The 16053-nt window shown below is 66.4% G+C and carries 14 protein-coding genes and 1 riboswitch; of the genes, 8 read left to right on the top strand and 6 right to left on the bottom strand.

The features are described from left to right. Positions 1-5 precede the first annotated feature (5 nt). The 4 genes from fdhD to ACESL9_RS07590 all read left to right on the top strand — a co-directional run bounded on the left by fdhD (position 6) and on the right by ACESL9_RS07590 (position 3329). The gene (gene fdhD / locus ACESL9_RS07605; protein WP_372611205.1) at positions 6-833 is read left to right on the top strand and encodes a formate dehydrogenase accessory sulfurtransferase FdhD; all 828 of its coding nucleotides are present in this window, start codon (positions 6-8) and stop codon (positions 831-833) included. After that, entirely contained in the window at positions 823-1026 is a 204-nt protein-coding gene (locus ACESL9_RS07600) for a formate dehydrogenase subunit delta (RefSeq protein WP_372611207.1), read from the top strand. Before fdhD ends, ACESL9_RS07600 begins: the two co-directional genes overlap by 11 nt. Before the next feature lie 322 nt (positions 1027-1348). Continuing rightward, positions 1349-2893 (top strand): Ppx/GppA family phosphatase, encoded by a 1545-nt coding sequence (locus ACESL9_RS07595; protein ID WP_372611209.1) that lies wholly within the window; start codon positions 1349-1351, stop codon positions 2891-2893. Between the two features lie 229 nt (positions 2894-3122). After that, positions 3123-3329, top strand: a complete 207-nt coding sequence (locus ACESL9_RS07590) for a cold-shock protein (RefSeq protein ID WP_372611211.1) — start codon at positions 3123-3125, stop codon at positions 3327-3329. A gap of 63 nt (positions 3330-3392) precedes the next feature. Here the strand turns inward: ACESL9_RS07590 and ACESL9_RS07585 are convergent, their stop codons facing one another. Further along, positions 3393-4082, bottom strand: a complete 690-nt coding sequence (locus ACESL9_RS07585; protein ID WP_372611213.1) for an arylesterase — start codon at positions 4080-4082, stop codon at positions 3393-3395. On the opposite strand from ACESL9_RS07585, the gene ACESL9_RS07580 reads away from it, so the two are divergent. The 3 genes from ACESL9_RS07580 (at position 4081) to ACESL9_RS07570 (ending at position 8321) form a co-directional block, all read left to right on the top strand. Next, complete coding sequence (locus tag ACESL9_RS07580; protein WP_372611215.1) at positions 4081-4782, top strand: ABC transporter ATP-binding protein; 702 nt, start codon at positions 4081-4083, stop codon at positions 4780-4782. The genes ACESL9_RS07585 and ACESL9_RS07580 overlap by 2 nt on opposite strands. Then, on the top strand, positions 4779-7292 hold the full coding sequence (locus ACESL9_RS07575) for an ABC transporter permease (RefSeq protein WP_372611217.1): 2514 nt from the start codon (positions 4779-4781) through the stop codon (positions 7290-7292). The genes ACESL9_RS07580 and ACESL9_RS07575 overlap by 4 nt, the downstream gene beginning before the upstream one ends. 162 nt (positions 7293-7454) lie before the next feature. After that, a complete protein-coding gene (locus tag ACESL9_RS07570) occupies positions 7455-8321 on the top strand; it encodes an inositol monophosphatase family protein (protein WP_372611219.1) in 867 nt (288 codons plus the stop codon). Positions 8322-8539: 218 nt separating this feature from the next. Here ACESL9_RS07570 and gcvP read toward each other — a convergent pair whose 3' ends face one another. The 4 genes from gcvP to ACESL9_RS07550 all read right to left on the bottom strand — a co-directional run bounded on the left by gcvP (position 8540) and on the right by ACESL9_RS07550 (position 13761). Further along, positions 8540-11371 carry an aminomethyl-transferring glycine dehydrogenase gene (gene gcvP, locus ACESL9_RS07565; RefSeq protein WP_372611221.1) on the bottom strand — a complete coding sequence of 944 codons (2832 nt, stop codon included), beginning with the start codon at positions 11369-11371 and terminating at the stop codon, positions 8540-8542. Between the two features lie 113 nt (positions 11372-11484). Continuing rightward, positions 11485-11844, bottom strand: coding sequence for a glycine cleavage system protein GcvH (gene gcvH / locus ACESL9_RS07560; RefSeq protein ID WP_372611223.1), 360 nt, complete (start codon positions 11842-11844; stop codon positions 11485-11487). A 20-nt stretch (positions 11845-11864) separates the two neighbouring features. Next, positions 11865-12983 carry a glycine cleavage system aminomethyltransferase GcvT gene (gene gcvT, locus ACESL9_RS07555; protein WP_372611225.1) on the bottom strand — a complete coding sequence of 373 codons (1119 nt, stop codon included), beginning with the start codon at positions 12981-12983 and terminating at the stop codon, positions 11865-11867. Between the two features lie 161 nt (positions 12984-13144). Beyond that, positions 13145-13233: riboswitch (glycine riboswitch) on the bottom strand. A 63-nt stretch (positions 13234-13296) separates the two neighbouring features. Then, entirely contained in the window at positions 13297-13761 is a 465-nt protein-coding gene (locus tag ACESL9_RS07550) for an RrF2 family transcriptional regulator (RefSeq protein ID WP_372611355.1), read from the bottom strand. Between the two features lie 105 nt (positions 13762-13866). Here ACESL9_RS07550 and ACESL9_RS07545 point away from each other — a divergent pair, with 105 nt between their 5' ends. After that, the gene (locus ACESL9_RS07545) at positions 13867-14451 is read left to right on the top strand and encodes a gamma-glutamylcyclotransferase family protein (RefSeq protein WP_372674670.1); all 585 of its coding nucleotides are present in this window, start codon (positions 13867-13869) and stop codon (positions 14449-14451) included. Positions 14452-14579: 128 nt separating this feature from the next. On the opposite strand, the gene gltX is transcribed toward ACESL9_RS07545, so the two are convergent. Next, entirely contained in the window at positions 14580-15899 is a 1320-nt protein-coding gene (gene gltX / locus ACESL9_RS07540; protein WP_372611229.1) for a glutamate--tRNA ligase, read from the bottom strand. Between the last annotated feature and the right edge of the window lie 154 nt (positions 15900-16053).

Below are 16053 nucleotides of genomic sequence, written 5' to 3'. Positions count from 1 at the left end.
TCGCCATGACCCACCTGCCCCCCAAGGCCATATCGCATCCGGGCCTCTCGCTGCGCCCCGAGGGCGCGGTGCGCGTGCATCGCACCCTGCCCGAGGAATCCGCGGTCGCGATGGTCTATGACGGCACCACGCAGGCGGTGATGATGGCCACTCCCGCCGACATCACCGATTTCGCGCTGGGCTTTTCCCTGGGCGAAGGCATTGTCGACGACCCCGCCCAGATCGAGGAGATCGAGGTCGCACCACAGGAGAACGGCATCGAGGCGCGCATGTGGCTGCACCCCGACCGGCGCGCGGCCCTTGAGGCGCGCCGCCGCTACATGGCCGGACCGGTCGGCTGCGGCCTCTGCGGCATCGACAGCCTTTCCGAGGCCACCCGCCCGCTGCCCCCCGTCAGTGGCGACGCGCTGCGCCTCGCTCGCGCCGAGGTGGCACAAGCCGCCGACGCGCTGCGCGCCCACCAGCCGCTGCACGATCAGACCCACGCCAGCCACGCGGCGGGGTTTATCGTGCCCGGCCAGGGCATCGTGATGGCGCGCGAGGATGTGGGCCGCCACAACGCGCTTGATAAACTCATCGGCGCGCTGGCCCGCGCGCGCATCGCCCCCGCCAGCGGCGCCTTCGTGCTGACCTCGCGGCTCTCGGTCGAACTGGTACAGAAATGCGCAATGGCGGGCGGACCCGCGCTCGTCGCTGTCTCGGCCCCCACCGCCCACGCCCTGCGCCTCGCCGAGGGCGCGGGCATCACGCTTGCCGCCTTTGCCCGTGGCGGCGGCTTCGACGTCTATTCCCATCCCCATCGCATCACCTCCGAGGTCACAGATGTCGCCTGAGAAAATGGTTCACATGGCCAACCAGATCGCCACCTTCTTCAAGAGCCAGCCGGGCGAGGACCAGGCCGAACGCGTCGCCGGTCATCTGCGCGATTTCTGGGAACCCCGGATGCGCGAGCAACTCAAGGCGCATGTGGCCAAGGGCGGCGACGGGCTCGACGATCTGGTGATCGAGGCAAGCGAGCAGGTCTGACCCTCGCATGGCGGCGAGCAGGGATCTTGCATGAATGTCCCGCCCGACGGGAACCGTCGCCCTGTGTAAGTCGCCCTGTGTAAACAGGCTTCGAACGGCGGTAGCGCGCGCCCGGTTAACCTGTTTCATGAACAGAACCTTGCCAAAGTCCCGACAGCCGGGCGACAGCCGGATGTCATACGCCTGTCACCCCCCAATTCTCTGCGAAAAATCGCGTTAACCCCACCGCGCGGTGTGGCAATGCACGCGCAACCCATCGCCGCCGTTGACCCCTGCCCGGAGCCTTGCCATAACAGGCGCAAAACGGCCCCCGGGGAACTGCATGGACATGGAAAACCAGGCAACGCCAACCGACTGGGGGCCGTTCGGCCGCCCGATTTTCGATGACCCCTCGGCCCGCGCCCTTTCGCGCGTGGGTGTCGTGGATGTCGGCTCCAACTCGGTCCGGCTCGTCGTTTTCGACGGCGCCGCCCGCTCACCTGCTTATTTTTTCAACGAAAAAATCATGTGCGCCCTCGGCGAGGGCCTGGGCGAAACTGGCCGACTCAGCCCGCAGGGGCGGGTGCGTGCGCTCTCGGCGATCCGCCGATTCCAGCGCCTTGGCGAAGGCATGGGCACCGGCCCGCTCACCGCCGTGGCCACCGCCGCCGTGCGCGACGCCGCCGACGGCGAGGAATTCACCGCACTGGTCGAAGAGCAGACCGGCCTCAAGCTGCATGTCATCGACGGTCTCGAAGAGGCCCGCCTTTCCGCCCAGGGCGTCCTTCTGGGCTGGCCCGGCTCCTATGGCCTCGTCTGCGACATAGGCGGCGCCTCGATGGAACTGGCCGAGATCAATGGCGGCGAGGTCGGGCGCCGCGTCACGTCACAACTGGGCCCTCTCAGGCTCAAGGGAATGAAGGGCGGCAAGAAGGCGCGCAAGGCCCATATCCAAAGCGTTCTCAAGGACTTGCACCAGCAAATGGGCGACCAGCACAACCGGCTTTTCCTGGTCGGCGGCTCGTGGCGCGCCATCGCCCGGATCGACATGGATCGCCAAGGCTATCCGCTCCACGTGCTGCATGAATACCGGATGAGCCGCAAGGCGGTCTCGGCCACCGCCAAGTATATCGCCCAGACCGACCCCGAGGAACTGCGCGCGCGTTGCGGCGTTTCGGCCCAGCGCATGGCGCTTGTTCCCATTGCTGCCGAGGTGCTCAAGGAGGTTGTCCGCACCTTCAGTCCCCGCGATATCGCGGTCTCGTCCTACGGCATCCGCGAAGGCATGCTCTTCGAACAGATGCCCCAGAAACTGCGCGACCGCGATCCGCTCATCGAGGCGTGCCACTTTGCCGAATCCAAGGATGCCCGCCTGCCCGGTTTCGGCCGCACCCTTTACGATTTCATAAGCCCCTTGTTCAAGAATGCGCCACAGGAACGCCTCCGCCTGATCAAGGCCGCATGCCTCCTGCATGACGTGACATGGCGCGCGCATCCCGACTACCGGGCGGAACTTTGCTTCGACAATGCCACCCGCGCCAATCTCGGCGGGCTCAAGCATTCCGAGCGGATTTTCCTCGGTCTCGCCCTGCTGCACCGCTACTCCAACTCCCGCAAGGGCAGCCGATTCGAACCGCTCTTCGACCTGATCCCGGAAAGCGAGCAGAGAACCGCCGAGGTGGTCGGCAAGGCGATGCGCTTCGGCGCGATGCTATGGCTCAAGAAGGACGCCGAGCTGGGGCATCTGCGGCTCTATCCCAAGAAGAAACTCCTCGAACTCACGCTCTCCGCCGAGGCGGCACCGCTCTATGGCGAGGTCGCGGAGGCCCGTTTCCAGTCGCTTGCTTCGGCCCTCGGAACCGTCCCCAAGGTCAACAGTAAGTCCTGAGAAATCAATTTTCATCAATACCTTACGGCGCGACCAGAAAAGGAAGCGCAGGAAACCGCCGCGCCTGTCACAAAAATTCCTCTTGATTTTTGGCCGACAACATCCAATATCACTCCCGCGACGTTACCACTATCGACCACTGCTCCTTTACCGGCCAGTCACTCGATTTTGTACTGACTGAGCGATCCTGCCGCAATCCCGCGCGCAGATACATGAAGGAGAAGAGACGATGGCAAATGGCACCGTCAAATGGTTCAACACCACCAAGGGCTACGGCTTCATCGCACCGGAAACGGGCGGCAAGGACGTGTTCGTTCACATCTCGGCCGTCGAGCGTTCGGGCCTCACCGGCCTCGCCGACGACCAGAAAGTGACCTATGACGTCGAAGCCGGCCGCGATGGCCGCGAATCGGCGGTGAACATCGCGCTGGCCTAAGCCCGCGATATCACGGTTCATCGAAACGGGCGTCTCTCGCGGGGCGCCCGTTTTGCATGGGTCTCACTCGCTCCTGATCCGCTCGATCAACGCCTGAACGCTGGGACCGAACGCCTCGACGATGCGCGCCACTCCTTCCGCGTCAGGGTGGATCCCGTCCGCCTGCATGAAGTCCAGCGCCTCTGCCGGGTCATCGCCCAGCGGAGCAAGGAAATCGGGGTAGAACAGCGTGTCATGTTTCTCCGCCAGATCGGCATAGACCGCCTCGAACTCCGCGCGATAGTCCGGTCCGTAATTTCCCGGCCCCGGCATACCCACCAACAACACCTCAAGTTCGCGCTCCGCCGCGGTTTCCAGTATCGCATCGAGATTGGAGCGCATCGTCGCGGGGTCGATCCCGCGCAGCGCGTCGTTGCCGCCAAGGATCAGGATCACCCCCTGCAACTCGGCCGTCAAAGACCACTCGAACCGCGCCTGCCCACCCGCGGTGGTATCGCCCGACACGCCCGCGTTGACCACGCGCACATCCTCGTCCTGCGCCTCCAGCCACGCCCGCAACTGCGGCACGAACCCTTCGTGCTCGGGCAGGCCATACCCCGCGGTCAAGCTGTCGCCAAATGCGACGATATGCACCTTCTCCGCCACCGCCGGCCCGGCAAGCATTGCCAAGAAAAGAAACCCTGCCAGCGCCTTGCCGACAGGCGCGCGCACCCCATATGACACCAGAAGCGCAAACAATACTGTGGGCCTCATGACCTCTCCTTCAGAAGAACCGGTTCTGTCCCTGTCCGACGCGACACTATCGCTGGACGGCAATGCGGGACGCATCGAAATACTCCACGCGATTTCACTGGATGTAAACCGGGGCGAAACGCTGGGCCTTGTCGGCCCCTCCGGCTCTGGCAAATCCTCGCTTCTGATGCTGATGGGCGGTCTCGAACGGGCCACTTCGGGGCGGGTCACATCTCTGGGCCATGATTTGTCGGACATGAGCGAGGACGCGCTGGCACGATTCCGGCGCAATCACATGGGCATCGTGTTCCAGTCCTTCCATCTCATTCCCACAATGACCGCGCTTGAAAACGTCGCCACGCCGCTGGAACTGGCCGGGCATCGCGACGCATTCGCCCGCGCCCGCGACGAACTCGCCCGCGTCGGGCTCAAGGACCGTGCCGACCACTATCCCAGCCAGCTTTCGGGCGGCGAGCAACAGCGCGTGGCCCTTGCCCGCGCCGTGGCGCCAAAGCCCGACATCCTGTTGGCCGATGAGCCCACCGGCAACCTCGACAGCACCACCGGCGCCCAGATCATCGAACTGCTCTTCGACCTGCGCGCCGCGCATGGCGCGACGCTCGTGCTTGTCACACACGACCAGGCGGTCGCGAATCGTTGTGATCGCGTTCTGCGCTTGCGCGACGGGCGCCTCGACACCGCCCGGGGGGCCGCTGCATGAGCCTGCCCATGGCGAGCCGCATCGCACGGCGCGAATTGCGCGGTGGTCTGCGCGGCTTTGCCGTGTTCCTGGCCTGCCTTTCGCTCGGGGTCGCCGCCATCTCCGGCATCGGATCGGTGCGCGCCGCGATCGAGGCCGGGCTGACCCGCGAGGGGGCCGCCCTTCTGGGCGGCGATGCGGAGATCGAACTGACCTATCGCTTCGCCACCCCCGAGGAACGCGCATGGATGGACAGCCGCGCCGACGCGGTCTCCGAGATCGCCGATTTCCGCTCCATGGCCGCTTTCGACGGCGCCCGGACCCTGACCCAGATCAAGGCGGTCGATGGCGCCTACCCCCTGAAAGGCGCGGTTGAACTCGACCCGCCGATGCCGCTCGACGAGGCGCTGCGCGGCTCAGACCGGCCCGGCGCGGTGATGGACCCGCTCCTCATTGACCGGATGGGGCTTTCCATCGGCGACAGCTTCACCCTCGGGCGACAGGAATTCCGCCTCGCCGCCGCGCTCACCCGCGAGCCCGACAATGCCACCGGCGGCTTCGGGCTCGGGCCGCGCACCATCCTGCACCGCGACGCTCTGTCCGGCTCGGGCCTGCTCGAACCCGGAACGCTCTATTCCACCCACTACCGCCTGTCGCTCCCCCCCGGCACCGATCTCGACGCCCTCGAAGCAGAAGCGCGCGAAGAACTCGCCGGATCGGGCCTGCGCTGGCGCGATGCGCGCAACGGCGCGCCCAACGTGGCACAATTTGTCGAGCGGCTTTCAGGGTTTCTCATCCTTGTCGGGCTTTCGGGCCTCGCCGTGGGCGGCGTCGGCGTCTCTGCGGCAGTGCGCGCCTACCTCGCGGGCAAGACCGGAACCATCGCCACGCTCCGCACGCTGGGGGCCACGAATGCCACGATCTTCCTGGCCTACGGGCTCCAGATCGCGGCGCTTTCGGCGCTGGGCATCGTGATCGGTCTCGTCCTGGGCAGCGGCGTGCCGCTCTTGCTCGCGCCCGTCCTCGCCGCCGCCCTGCCCGTTCCGGCGGTCTTTTCGCTGTATCCTGCGCCGCTCTTCGAGGCCGCACTCTACGGCGCGCTCACCGCCGCGCTCTTCACCCTCTGGCCGCTCGCGCGAACCGAAACGATCCGCGCCGCAACGCTCTTCCGCGATGCGCTGTCAAGCGCACCCACATGGCCACGCGCGCGCTACGTGCTGGCCACCGCCGGGCTGCTGGCCGCGCTGATCGCCTCGGCGGCGGTGTTTTCCGGATCGGTCCGGCTCACCCTCTGGACGGCCGGCGGCATCATCGCGGCACTCGTGGTTCTGGCATTGGCCGGGCTGGCGATCCGGGCGCTGGCGCGGCGTGGCCACCGCGCCGCACGTGCCCGACCCGCGACGCGCTGGGCGCTGGCCGCCATCGGCGGCCCGCGCTCCGAGGCGCTGCCGGTGGTGCTTTCGATCGGGCTGGGCCTGTCGGTTCTGGCCGCGGTGGGACAGATCGACGGCAACCTGCGCGGCGCGATCTCGCGGGATCTCCCGCAACAGGCGCCATCCTATTTCTTCGTCGATATCCAGAAAGACCAGATGCCGGGCTTTCGTGACCGGGTCGAGAACGACCCCGCGGTTTCGCGCGTGCAAAGCGCCCCGATGCTGCGCGGCGTCATCACCGAGATCAACGGCCGGCCAGCCAGCGAGGTGGCGCGCGATCACTGGGTCGTGCGCGGCGATCGTGGGATCACCTATGCCGGGGCCCAGCCCGAGGGCACCCACGTGACGGAAGGCGAATGGTGGCCCGATGACTATTCCGGCCCCCCGCTCGTCAGTTTCGCAGACGAAGAGGCGGAAGAGATGGGGCTGAAACTCGGCGATACGATCACGCTCAACATCCTTGGCCGCGACGTCACCGCCACCATCGCCTCGTTCCGCGAGGTCGATTTTTCCACTGCCGGCATGGGCTTTGTCCTGACCATGGACCCGGCCTCCATCGCCGCTGCGCCGCATGGCTTCATCGCCACCGTCTATGCCGAACCAGAGGCCGAGGCCGCAATCCTGCGCGATCTTGCCGAGGCCTTTCCCAACATTACCGCGATCCGCGTGCGCGACGCCATCGACCGCGTGGCCGAGATGCTCGACGGGATCGCCGCCGCCACCTCCTGGGGCGCGGCGGTGACGTTGCTCACCGGGTTTCTCGTGCTCATTGGCGCGGCGGCGGCCGGCAGTCCGGCCCGCGCCCACGAGGCTGCGGTGCTCAAGACCCTGGGCGCCACCCGCGCCAGCATCCTCAGCAGTTTCCTTCTGCGCGCGGGGCTTCTGGGCCTTGCCGCCGGAACGGTGGCACTCGGGGCCGGGATCGCGGGCGGCTGGGCCATCAGCCATTTCCTCTTCGAAACGCGCTTTTCGGTGATCTGGCCCTCGGGTCTGGCCATCGTCGCGGGCGGCGTCGCGGCCACGCTCGTGGCCAGCGCCGGATTCGCGGCGCGCTCGCTTGCCGTGCGCCCCGCCCGGGTGCTGCGTGCGCGGGAATAAGGCGTTTCGGGAAACCCGATGCAATATGCATCGCCAATGTCCCCAGAGCGCAAAACGCGGCAGGGCATGGGCGATTCGAGTTCCTCGCGAGACGCTATTGCGGTTGCACCCCGTAACCCGCAATGCCATCCCTCGCCCGACCCGCAAGCGACAGGTGACCCGATGCCCCCTGAAACCCTCCCCCGCCCCGCCACGCGCCTGACCGAGGCCCAGATTTCCAGCCTCGTCAACATCGTCCGCCGCGCAGCCAGAACCGAGATCCTGCCGCGCTTTCGCAACCTCACCGAAGGCCAGATCGCGACCAAGTCCGGCCCCGCCGATCTCGTCACCGCCGCCGATACCGGGGCCGAGGCGATGATCGCCCGGGCCATTTCGCGGCTCTTTCCCGGCGCGGCCGTGCTGGGCGAAGAGAGCGCGGCAGGCGACCCCGACCTGCGCAAGGCCGCCGCCGAGGCCGAACTGGCCTTCATCATCGACCCGGTGGACGGCACGTGGAATTTCACCCATGGCCTGCCGCTCTTCGGCGTGATCCTGGCCGCCACGCGCTTTGGCAAACCGATCTTCGGCATGCTTTACGACCCGATCACCGACGATTGGATCTTTGCCACCGAGGACGGCCCGGCCCTGCAATCCGAAGTGGGACGCCCGAACCGCACCCTCGCGACCTCCACGGGCGGCGCGCTTTCGACCCTCTCGGGCATCGCGCATCTCTCCTACATGTCCGAATCCGACCGCCGCGCCCTCGCCCCCCTGGGGGCCGATGTCGCGCGGCTCAACTCGCTGCGCTGCTCATGCCACGAATATCGCCTGCTGGCCCAGGGCGCGGTCGATTTCATCCTCTCGGCCACGCTCAACCCCTGGGACCATGCCGCCGGGGTGCTGATCTGCGAGCGCGCGGGCGGCGTCGCGCGCTTTCTCGACGGGCGCGAGTACGACACCGGCACGACCGAGGGCTATCTGCTCTCGGCCCCGGACGAGGCGACCTGGCAGGCGCTGCGCGACCGGATCGCAACCGCGCTCGGCCTCTGATCGCAGGACCGGGGTTGCGCTTGATCGCATTCACCCGATGCCGGACGAAAGGGCAGCACACGGCCGCGGTCGGGTGCTCGCAACGCATATGCAGGGCAGTTTATCCCGCAACGTGATTCCCGGCTTGAGGCGGTGCACAACGTATCAAAAGCACCCGGCCGGGGGGCGGCCGTGTGCTACCCGGTCGGCTTCGCCGCTGTTCCGGGCAGGACCGGCGATTACTCCGCCGCCTCGTCATAGGCCTCGACCGGCGGGCAGGTGCAAACGAGATGCCGGTCGCCCCAGACATTGTCCACCCGGTTGACCGGCGGCCAGTACTTGTCGACCCGGAAGGCACCCGGCGGGAAGCAGGCTTCCTCGCGGCTATAGGGCCGGTCCCAGTCCTTCACGAGGTCTTCCATAGTGTGCGGTGCGTTCTTCAAGGGATTGTTCTCGCGGTCCATGCGCCCCTCCTCGATCGCGCGGATTTCCTCGCGGATCGACAGCATCGCGTCGCAGAACCGGTCCAGCTCGGCCTTGGTCTCGCTCTCGGTCGGCTCGATCATCAGCGTGCCCGCCACCGGCCAGCTCATGGTCGGCGCATGGAACCCGTTGTCCATCAAGCGCTTGGCGATGTCATCGACGCTCACGCCCGCGCTCTCGGCAAAGGGGCGGGTGTCGAGGATGCATTCATGCGCCACCCGGCCCGACGGCCCCTTGTAAAGCACGTCGAACGCCCCCTCGAGGCGCCGCGCGATGTAATTGGCGTTGAGGATCGCCACCCGCGTCGCCTGGGTCAGCCCCTCGCCCCCCATCATCAACACGTAAGCCCACGAAATCGGCAGGATCGACCCCGAGCCAAAGGGCGTCGCACTCACCGCGCCGGATTTTTCCGGCAGGTGCGGGACCAGGTGATCCTTGACCCCGATCGGCCCCATGCCCGGTCCACCCCCGCCATGCGGGATGGCGAATGTCTTGTGCAGGTTCAGGTGGCTCACATCCCCGCCCAGGTCGCCGGGCCGCGAAAGCCCCACCATCGCGTTGAGATTGGCCCCGTCGATATAGACCTGCCCGCCATGGTCATGGGTGATGCGGCACACTTCGATCACCGTCTCTTCGAACACCCCGTGGGTCGAGGGGTAGGTGATCATGCAGCCCGCCAGCGTCTCGGAATGCTTCTCGGCCTTCTCGCGGAAATCGTCGAGGTCGATATCGCCATTTTCGGCAGATTTCACCACCACCACGTCCCAGCCCACCATATGCGCGCTGGCCGGGTTGGTGCCATGCGCGCTCACCGGGATGAGACAGGTCTTGCGATGCCCCTCGCCGCGCGCCGCGTGATAGGCGGAGATGGTCAACAGCCCCGCGTATTCCCCCTGCGCGCCCGAATTGGGCTGCATCGAAAAGGCGTCATAACCGGTGATCTGGCACAGCTTGGCGGAAAGATCGTCGATCAGTTCCTTGTAGCCCAGCGCCTGGTCCGCGGGGCAATAGGGATGCAGCATCGAGAATTCGCGCCAGCTCACCGGCATCATCTCGGCCGCCGAGTTGAGCTTCATCGTGCACGATCCCAGCGGGATCATCGCCCGGTCCAGCGCCAGGTCGCGATCGGCCAGCCGCCGCATGTAGCGCATCATCTCGGTCTCGGCCCGGTTCATGTGAAACACCGGATGGGTGAGGAATTCCGACCGCCGGTGCATCGCCTCGGGCACCCGGTATTCGGGCGCGAAATCGTCATCCTTGCGCCTGATGCCAAAGGCACGCCACACCGCCTCGATATCGGCGCTGCGCACCGCCTCGTCGATGGAAATGCCCACCCGGCGCTCGCCCACCGCGCGCAGGTTGATACCCTCGTCCACCGCCGATTTCATCACCGCCGCCTGAAGTGGCCCCACATCCACCGTGATCGTGTCGAAAAAGGATCGCGGATCGACCTTGAACCCGTTCTCCTCCAACCCCTTGGCAAGGCGCACGGTCTTGCGGTGGATGCGCTGCGCGATCGCCTTCAATCCCTCGGGCCCGTGATAGACCGCGTACATTCCCGCCATCACCGCCAGGAGCGCCTGCGCGGTACACACGTTTGACGTGGCCTTCTCGCGCCGGATATGCTGCTCGCGGGTCTGCAGGGCCAGGCGATAGGCCCGGTTGCCATGGCTGTCGATGGAAACCCCGACGATCCGCCCGGGCATCGCCCGCTTCATCGACTCGCGGCACGACATATAGGCCGCGTGCGGCCCGCCATAGCCCATCGGCACGCCAAAGCGCTGGGTGTTGCCCACGGCGATATCGGCCCCCATCGCGCCCGGCTCCTTCAGGAGCGTAAGCGACATGATATCCGCCGCCACCACCGCGATCGCCTTGTGCGCGTGCAGCGCCTCGATCTGCGGCGAGAAATCGCGCACGTGACCATAGGTGCCCGGATACTGGAAGATCGCGCCAAAGACCGTCTCGGGGTCCAGCTTGTCGGGATTGCCGACGATCACCTCGATCCCCAGCGGCCTCGCCCGCGTCTCGATCACCGCGATGTTCTGCGGGTGGCAATCCCGATCGACGAAGAACGCCCTGGCCTTCGACTTGGAAACGCGCTGCGCCATGGTCATTGCCTCGGCACAGGCCGTTGCCTCGTCCAGAAGCGAAGCGTTGGCGATCTCCAGCCCGGTCAGGTCGCTCACCATGGTCTGGAAGTTCAGCAGGGCCTCCAGACGCCCCTGGCTGATCTCGGGCTGATAGGGCGTGTAGGCCGTGTACCAGGCCGGGTTTTCCAGGATGTTGCGCTGGATCGCGGGCGGCGTCACCGTGCCGTGATACCCCTGCCCGATCAGGGATTTGAGAACCCGGTTCTTCGACGCCGTGCGGCGCATGTGATAGAGAAGCTCACGCTCCGACATGGCCTTGCCCAGATCGAGCGGCACCTCCTGCCGGATCGCCTTGGGCAGCGTATCGTCGATCAGCGCATCGAGGCTCCCGGCCCCCACCACCTTCAGCATCTCCTCCATCTCAGAAGGGCTGGGGCCGATATGGCGGCGGTTGGCGAAATCATAGGGCAGGTAATCGGTCGGTGTGAACGCCATGGTCTCATCTCTCCCCGGGGCCGATCGCCGCCCCTTAGTTCATCTTGCCAAAAATACTCTCGCCGAAGGCGTCCGGATGTTCGCGGAAAACGCACCCCCGGGCCGAACCTCGATCAGCCTATAAAGGTCTTGTATTCGGCCTCGCTCATGTAGTCGTCCATCTGGCCCGGCTCGGCCGGCTTGATCTTGAAGAACCACGCATCGCCCAGCGGATCCTCGTTGACCTTGCCCGGATCATCGACGATCGCATCGTTCACCTCGACGATCTCGCCATCCAGCGGGGCCAGGATATCGCTCGCGGCCTTCACGCTCTCGATCACGCAGATCTCGTCATCCTTGGTCACTTCGCTGCCCACCTCGGGCAGCTCGACGAACACCACGTCGCCCAGTTGCTCGCTGGCATGTTCGGTGATGCCGACGACGATCACACCGTCCTCTTCGCGCAACCATTCATGTTCTTCGGTAAATTTCATAAGGTGTATCTCCTCAGGGATCAGCGTTTGAAATTGGCGGGCACAAAGGGCAGGTCGGCCACGAGAACGGGCAACCGCTTGCCCCGCACCTCACCGTAAAGCCGCGTGCCGGGGGCCGACAAGCCCGCGGGCACGTATCCCATCGCCATCGGCGCTTGGAGCGTCGGGCCGAACGCGCCGGAGGTCACCGCGCCCACCGGCGCACCGCCCGTATCGGACTCGTGAATCGCAACACCCGCGCGCATCGGGGCCCGGCCCTCGGGGGCCAGCCCGACCCGCCGCCGCGCCGCGCCGTTCTCCAGCTCGTCCAGGATCCGCGCCGCGCCCGGGAAACCGCCCGCGCGCGCGCCGCCCTTGCGGCGCACCTTCTGGATGGCCCAGTCCAACCCCGCCTCGACCGGGCTCGTGCCCGCGTCGATGTCATTGCCGTAGAGGCACAATCCCGCCTCGAGGCGCAGCGAATCCCGCGCGCCAAGGCCGATAGGCGCGACTGCCTCGCTTGCCAGCAACGCCCGCGCCAGGGTCTCGGCCGGCCCTTCGGCCACCGAGATCTCAAACCCGTCCTCGCCGGTATAGCCCGACCGCGAGATCCACAGTTCGCCAAAGGCCGATTCCGCCACGATCACGTCCATGAACCGCATCTCGCGCACACCCGGCACGATCGCGGCCAGCACCGCCTCGGCCCCCGGACCCTGCAAGGCCACCAGCGCGCGGTCGGTAATCTCCACGACCTCGCAGCCCGGCAAACCCGCCCGCATGAGCGCCAGGTCGCCCGCCTTGCAAGCGGCATTGACCACCACGAAGAGATGATCGCCACGGTTGGCCACCATCAGGTCATCCTCGATCCCGCCGGCCGCGTTGGTGAAAAACGCGTAGCGCTGCCGCCCCGGGGCCAGCCCGCAGATGGATTGCGGCACCAGCGCCTCGAAATCCTCCGCGCCATTGCCCGTGCCGCCCCGCACGATCACCTGCCCCATGTGGCTCACGTCGAACAGCCCGGCGGCGGCGCGGCAATGCAGGTGCTCCTTCATCACGCCCATCGGATATTGCACAGGCATCTCGTAACCGGCAAATTCCACCATCTTCGCCCCCAGCGCGTGGTGAAGGTCAAAAAGCGGCGTGCGCTTCAGGTCCGGCATGTCGTGTCCCTCTCTCGTCACACGATACGCGGTTTTCTGGCTATCAAACCGGCATCATTTCCCCGCGCGGCGCCCGCGCGGCCTGATGCCCCCTCTGTCCTTTCGCCTGAGATCGCTATCCCTTCGGCGCCCCGGTGGTGCCGGGGTCTCTCCAGAGTTCATGTCACCGGCCGGTCCCTTTGGCCTGAGAGTTTCCGGGGCGGTTGCTCCTTCGGCACCGTCTGCATGACGGTTCTCCCGGCTCGGTGTTCGCGCTTACGCTAGTATACCGCCCGCGCCGCCGCAAGCCCCCGAAACACCGGTTCAGGACATTTCAGGCAACGCCTGCCTTCGGCCTGCCGCACATGCCCGGCGCCATCAGTGCCTTGAGCGGATCGTTGTCGCATACGAGCGCGTCCAGCGTCACCCCGTCGAGCCGCTCATAGAACGCCTCGGCCGCGTCCTGGATCGCCAGCTTCAACCGGCAGGCATCGACCAGCGGACAGGTGTTGTCGACATCGGCGAAACACTCGGTCAGCGGCACATGGCTTTCCAGCGCGCGGAACACCTCGCCGATCACGATATCGCTGGCCGGACGGCCCAGTTCCATCCCACCATTGCGGCCGCGCTGGGTGTGCAGATACCCCATCTGCCCCAGCTGGTTGATCACCTGCGCCAGGTGGTTCTCCGAGGTGTTGCAGCATTCGGCGATCTCGGACTTGGTCACCAGCCGCCCGCGATTGACCTCGCAGAACATCAGGACGCGAATGGCGATATTGGTTCTCTTGGTGATCCGCACGTGCCAGTCCCCGGGTTGTTTCAGGCAGGAAAAGATACCATGACCATGCCTGTTTTGCATGTTTACCTGTTTGACATGGATCAATCCACAGGCAAATTTGCGCGCATGACAGCACGACAAGGCGCATTCTTCTTCGGTTACGGCTCGCTCGTGAACCTTTCGACCCATGATCATGCCGATGCCCACCCGGCCCGGGCGCGCGGCTGGCGGCGGGCCTGGCGGCATACGCATCTGCGCCCGGTCGCCTTTCTCACCGCCCTGCCCGACCCGGGCACGACCATCGACGGGATGATCGCCCATGTGCCGGGCGATGACTGGACGGCACTCGACGAGCGCGAACACGCCTATGCCCGGGTCAAGGTTCCCGACGATATCGACCATCCGCTGCCGCACCGGATCGACGTGGCGATCTACTCGATCCCGCATGACGCCCATGGCCACCCCGACGCGGCACACCCGGTGCTGCTCTCCTATCTCGACGTGGTGGTGCAGGGCTATCTGCAACAATTCGGCGAGGCCGGCGCCCGGCGGTTCTTCGACACCACCTCGGGCTGGGACGCGCCCGTCATGGATGACCGCGAAAGCCCGGTCTATCCCCGCCACAGGCTCCTGGGCCCCGACGAGCGCGATTTCGTCGATGCCGAACTGCGCCGCCTGCATGTCAGGATCATCGACCGTCACCCGGTCTGATCAAGGCGTGCCTGCGGCACACAGGTTTGGTGTGTTGGGGGTTTCACCCCCAGGTGCAAGATGCCCCGGCATCTTGCACCTCCCCCAGAGTATTTGGAGCCAAGAAAGAGACCCGGCACGCAACAAGGTCAGCCCTTGGCGCGGATCACCTGCAAGAGCGGCAGGAGCTTGGCCATGTCCGGCCCGTGACCCATCCCGGTGAGCGCCTTTCTGAGCGGCATGAAGAGCGCGCGCCCCTTGCGCCCGGTCGCCTCTTTCACGGCCGCCGTCCATTGCGCCCATGTTTGCTGGTCACGCTCTTCGGGCAGGAGCGCCATGGCCTCGGCCACGAAATCGGCGTCCTCCTCGTCGATGACAGGTTCGGCACCGTCGCGGCAGAGCGCCCACCAGTCGGCGATGTCCTTGCGGGTCTCGATGTTCTCGCGCACCGCTTCCCAGAAGGCGGCGGCCTTGTCGTCGGGCACCCCCGCCGCGGCGAGGTCATCGGCAACCGCGTCGAGCGGGGCGGCATGCAAGAGCCGCGCGGTCAGCGGAACGAGGTCCTCGACATCGAATTTCGTCGGGTTGGTGCCGAACCGGCTGATGTCGAACCCGTCGATGAGCGCGCCCATGTCGTCGTGCAGCTCCACCGGGTCGCTCGATCCCAGCCGCGCCATCAGGCTCAGGAGCGCCATCGGCTCGATCCCGCGTTCACGCAGGTCGCGCAGCGCGAGCGTGCCCAGCCGTTTCGACAGCGCCTCGCCCTGCGGCCCGGTCAGCAGGCTGTGATGCGCGAATTGCGGCACAGTTCCGCCCAGCGCCTCGATGATCTGGATCTGGGTGGCGGTGTTGGTGACATGATCGGCGCCGCGCACCACGTGGGTCACGCCCATCTCGGTATCGTCCACCACCGAGGCAAGGGTGTAGAGCACCTGTCCGTCGGCGCGGATCAGCACCGGGTCGGACACGCTCGCCGCGTCGATCGAGGTGGGCCCGGCGATGCCGTCGTCCCATTCGATCCGCGCGTGATCGAGCTTGAAGCGCCAGTATCCGCCGCGTTCCGCGCGCAGCCGCGCCTTTTCGTCCTCGCCGAGATCAAGCGCGGCGCGGTCATAGACCGGCGGGCGGCCCATGTTGAGCTGCTTGCGGCGCTTGAGGTCAAGCTCGCCCGGCGTCTCGAAACATTCGTAGAAGCGCCCCATCTCGCACAGCCGGTCCGCCGCCGCCGCGTAGCGATCAAGCCGGGTGGACTGGCGCTCGACCTGGTCCCAATGCAGGCCCAGCCAGTCGAGATCACGCTTGATCGCGTCGACATATTCCTCTTTCGAGCGTTCCGGGTCAGTGTCGTCGATGCGCAGGATGAACTGCCCGCCCGCCTTGCGCGCGATCAGGAAATTCATCAGGGCAGTGCGCAGGTTGCCCACGTGGATATAGCCGGTGGGCGAAGGCGCAAAACGTGTCGTGACCATGAATGCCTCTCGGACTGGCGGTGCAGGGTTGGCGTGCCACATCCCACACCCGGCGGGCTTTGTCCAGAAAGCACCGCGCAGTCACGGCCACCGGGCTCACGCGGTCGTGACATCCGGATCGCGCCCTGCCGCGTATGATGCAAGAGAGCCATCC

The organism is Aquicoccus sp., assembly GCF_041686535.1.
Taxonomy (GTDB): Bacteria; Pseudomonadota; Alphaproteobacteria; order Rhodobacterales; family Rhodobacteraceae; genus Aquicoccus.
Note: the sequence above shows the minus strand (reverse complement) of the source record. Positions and strands in the feature narration are given on the sequence as shown.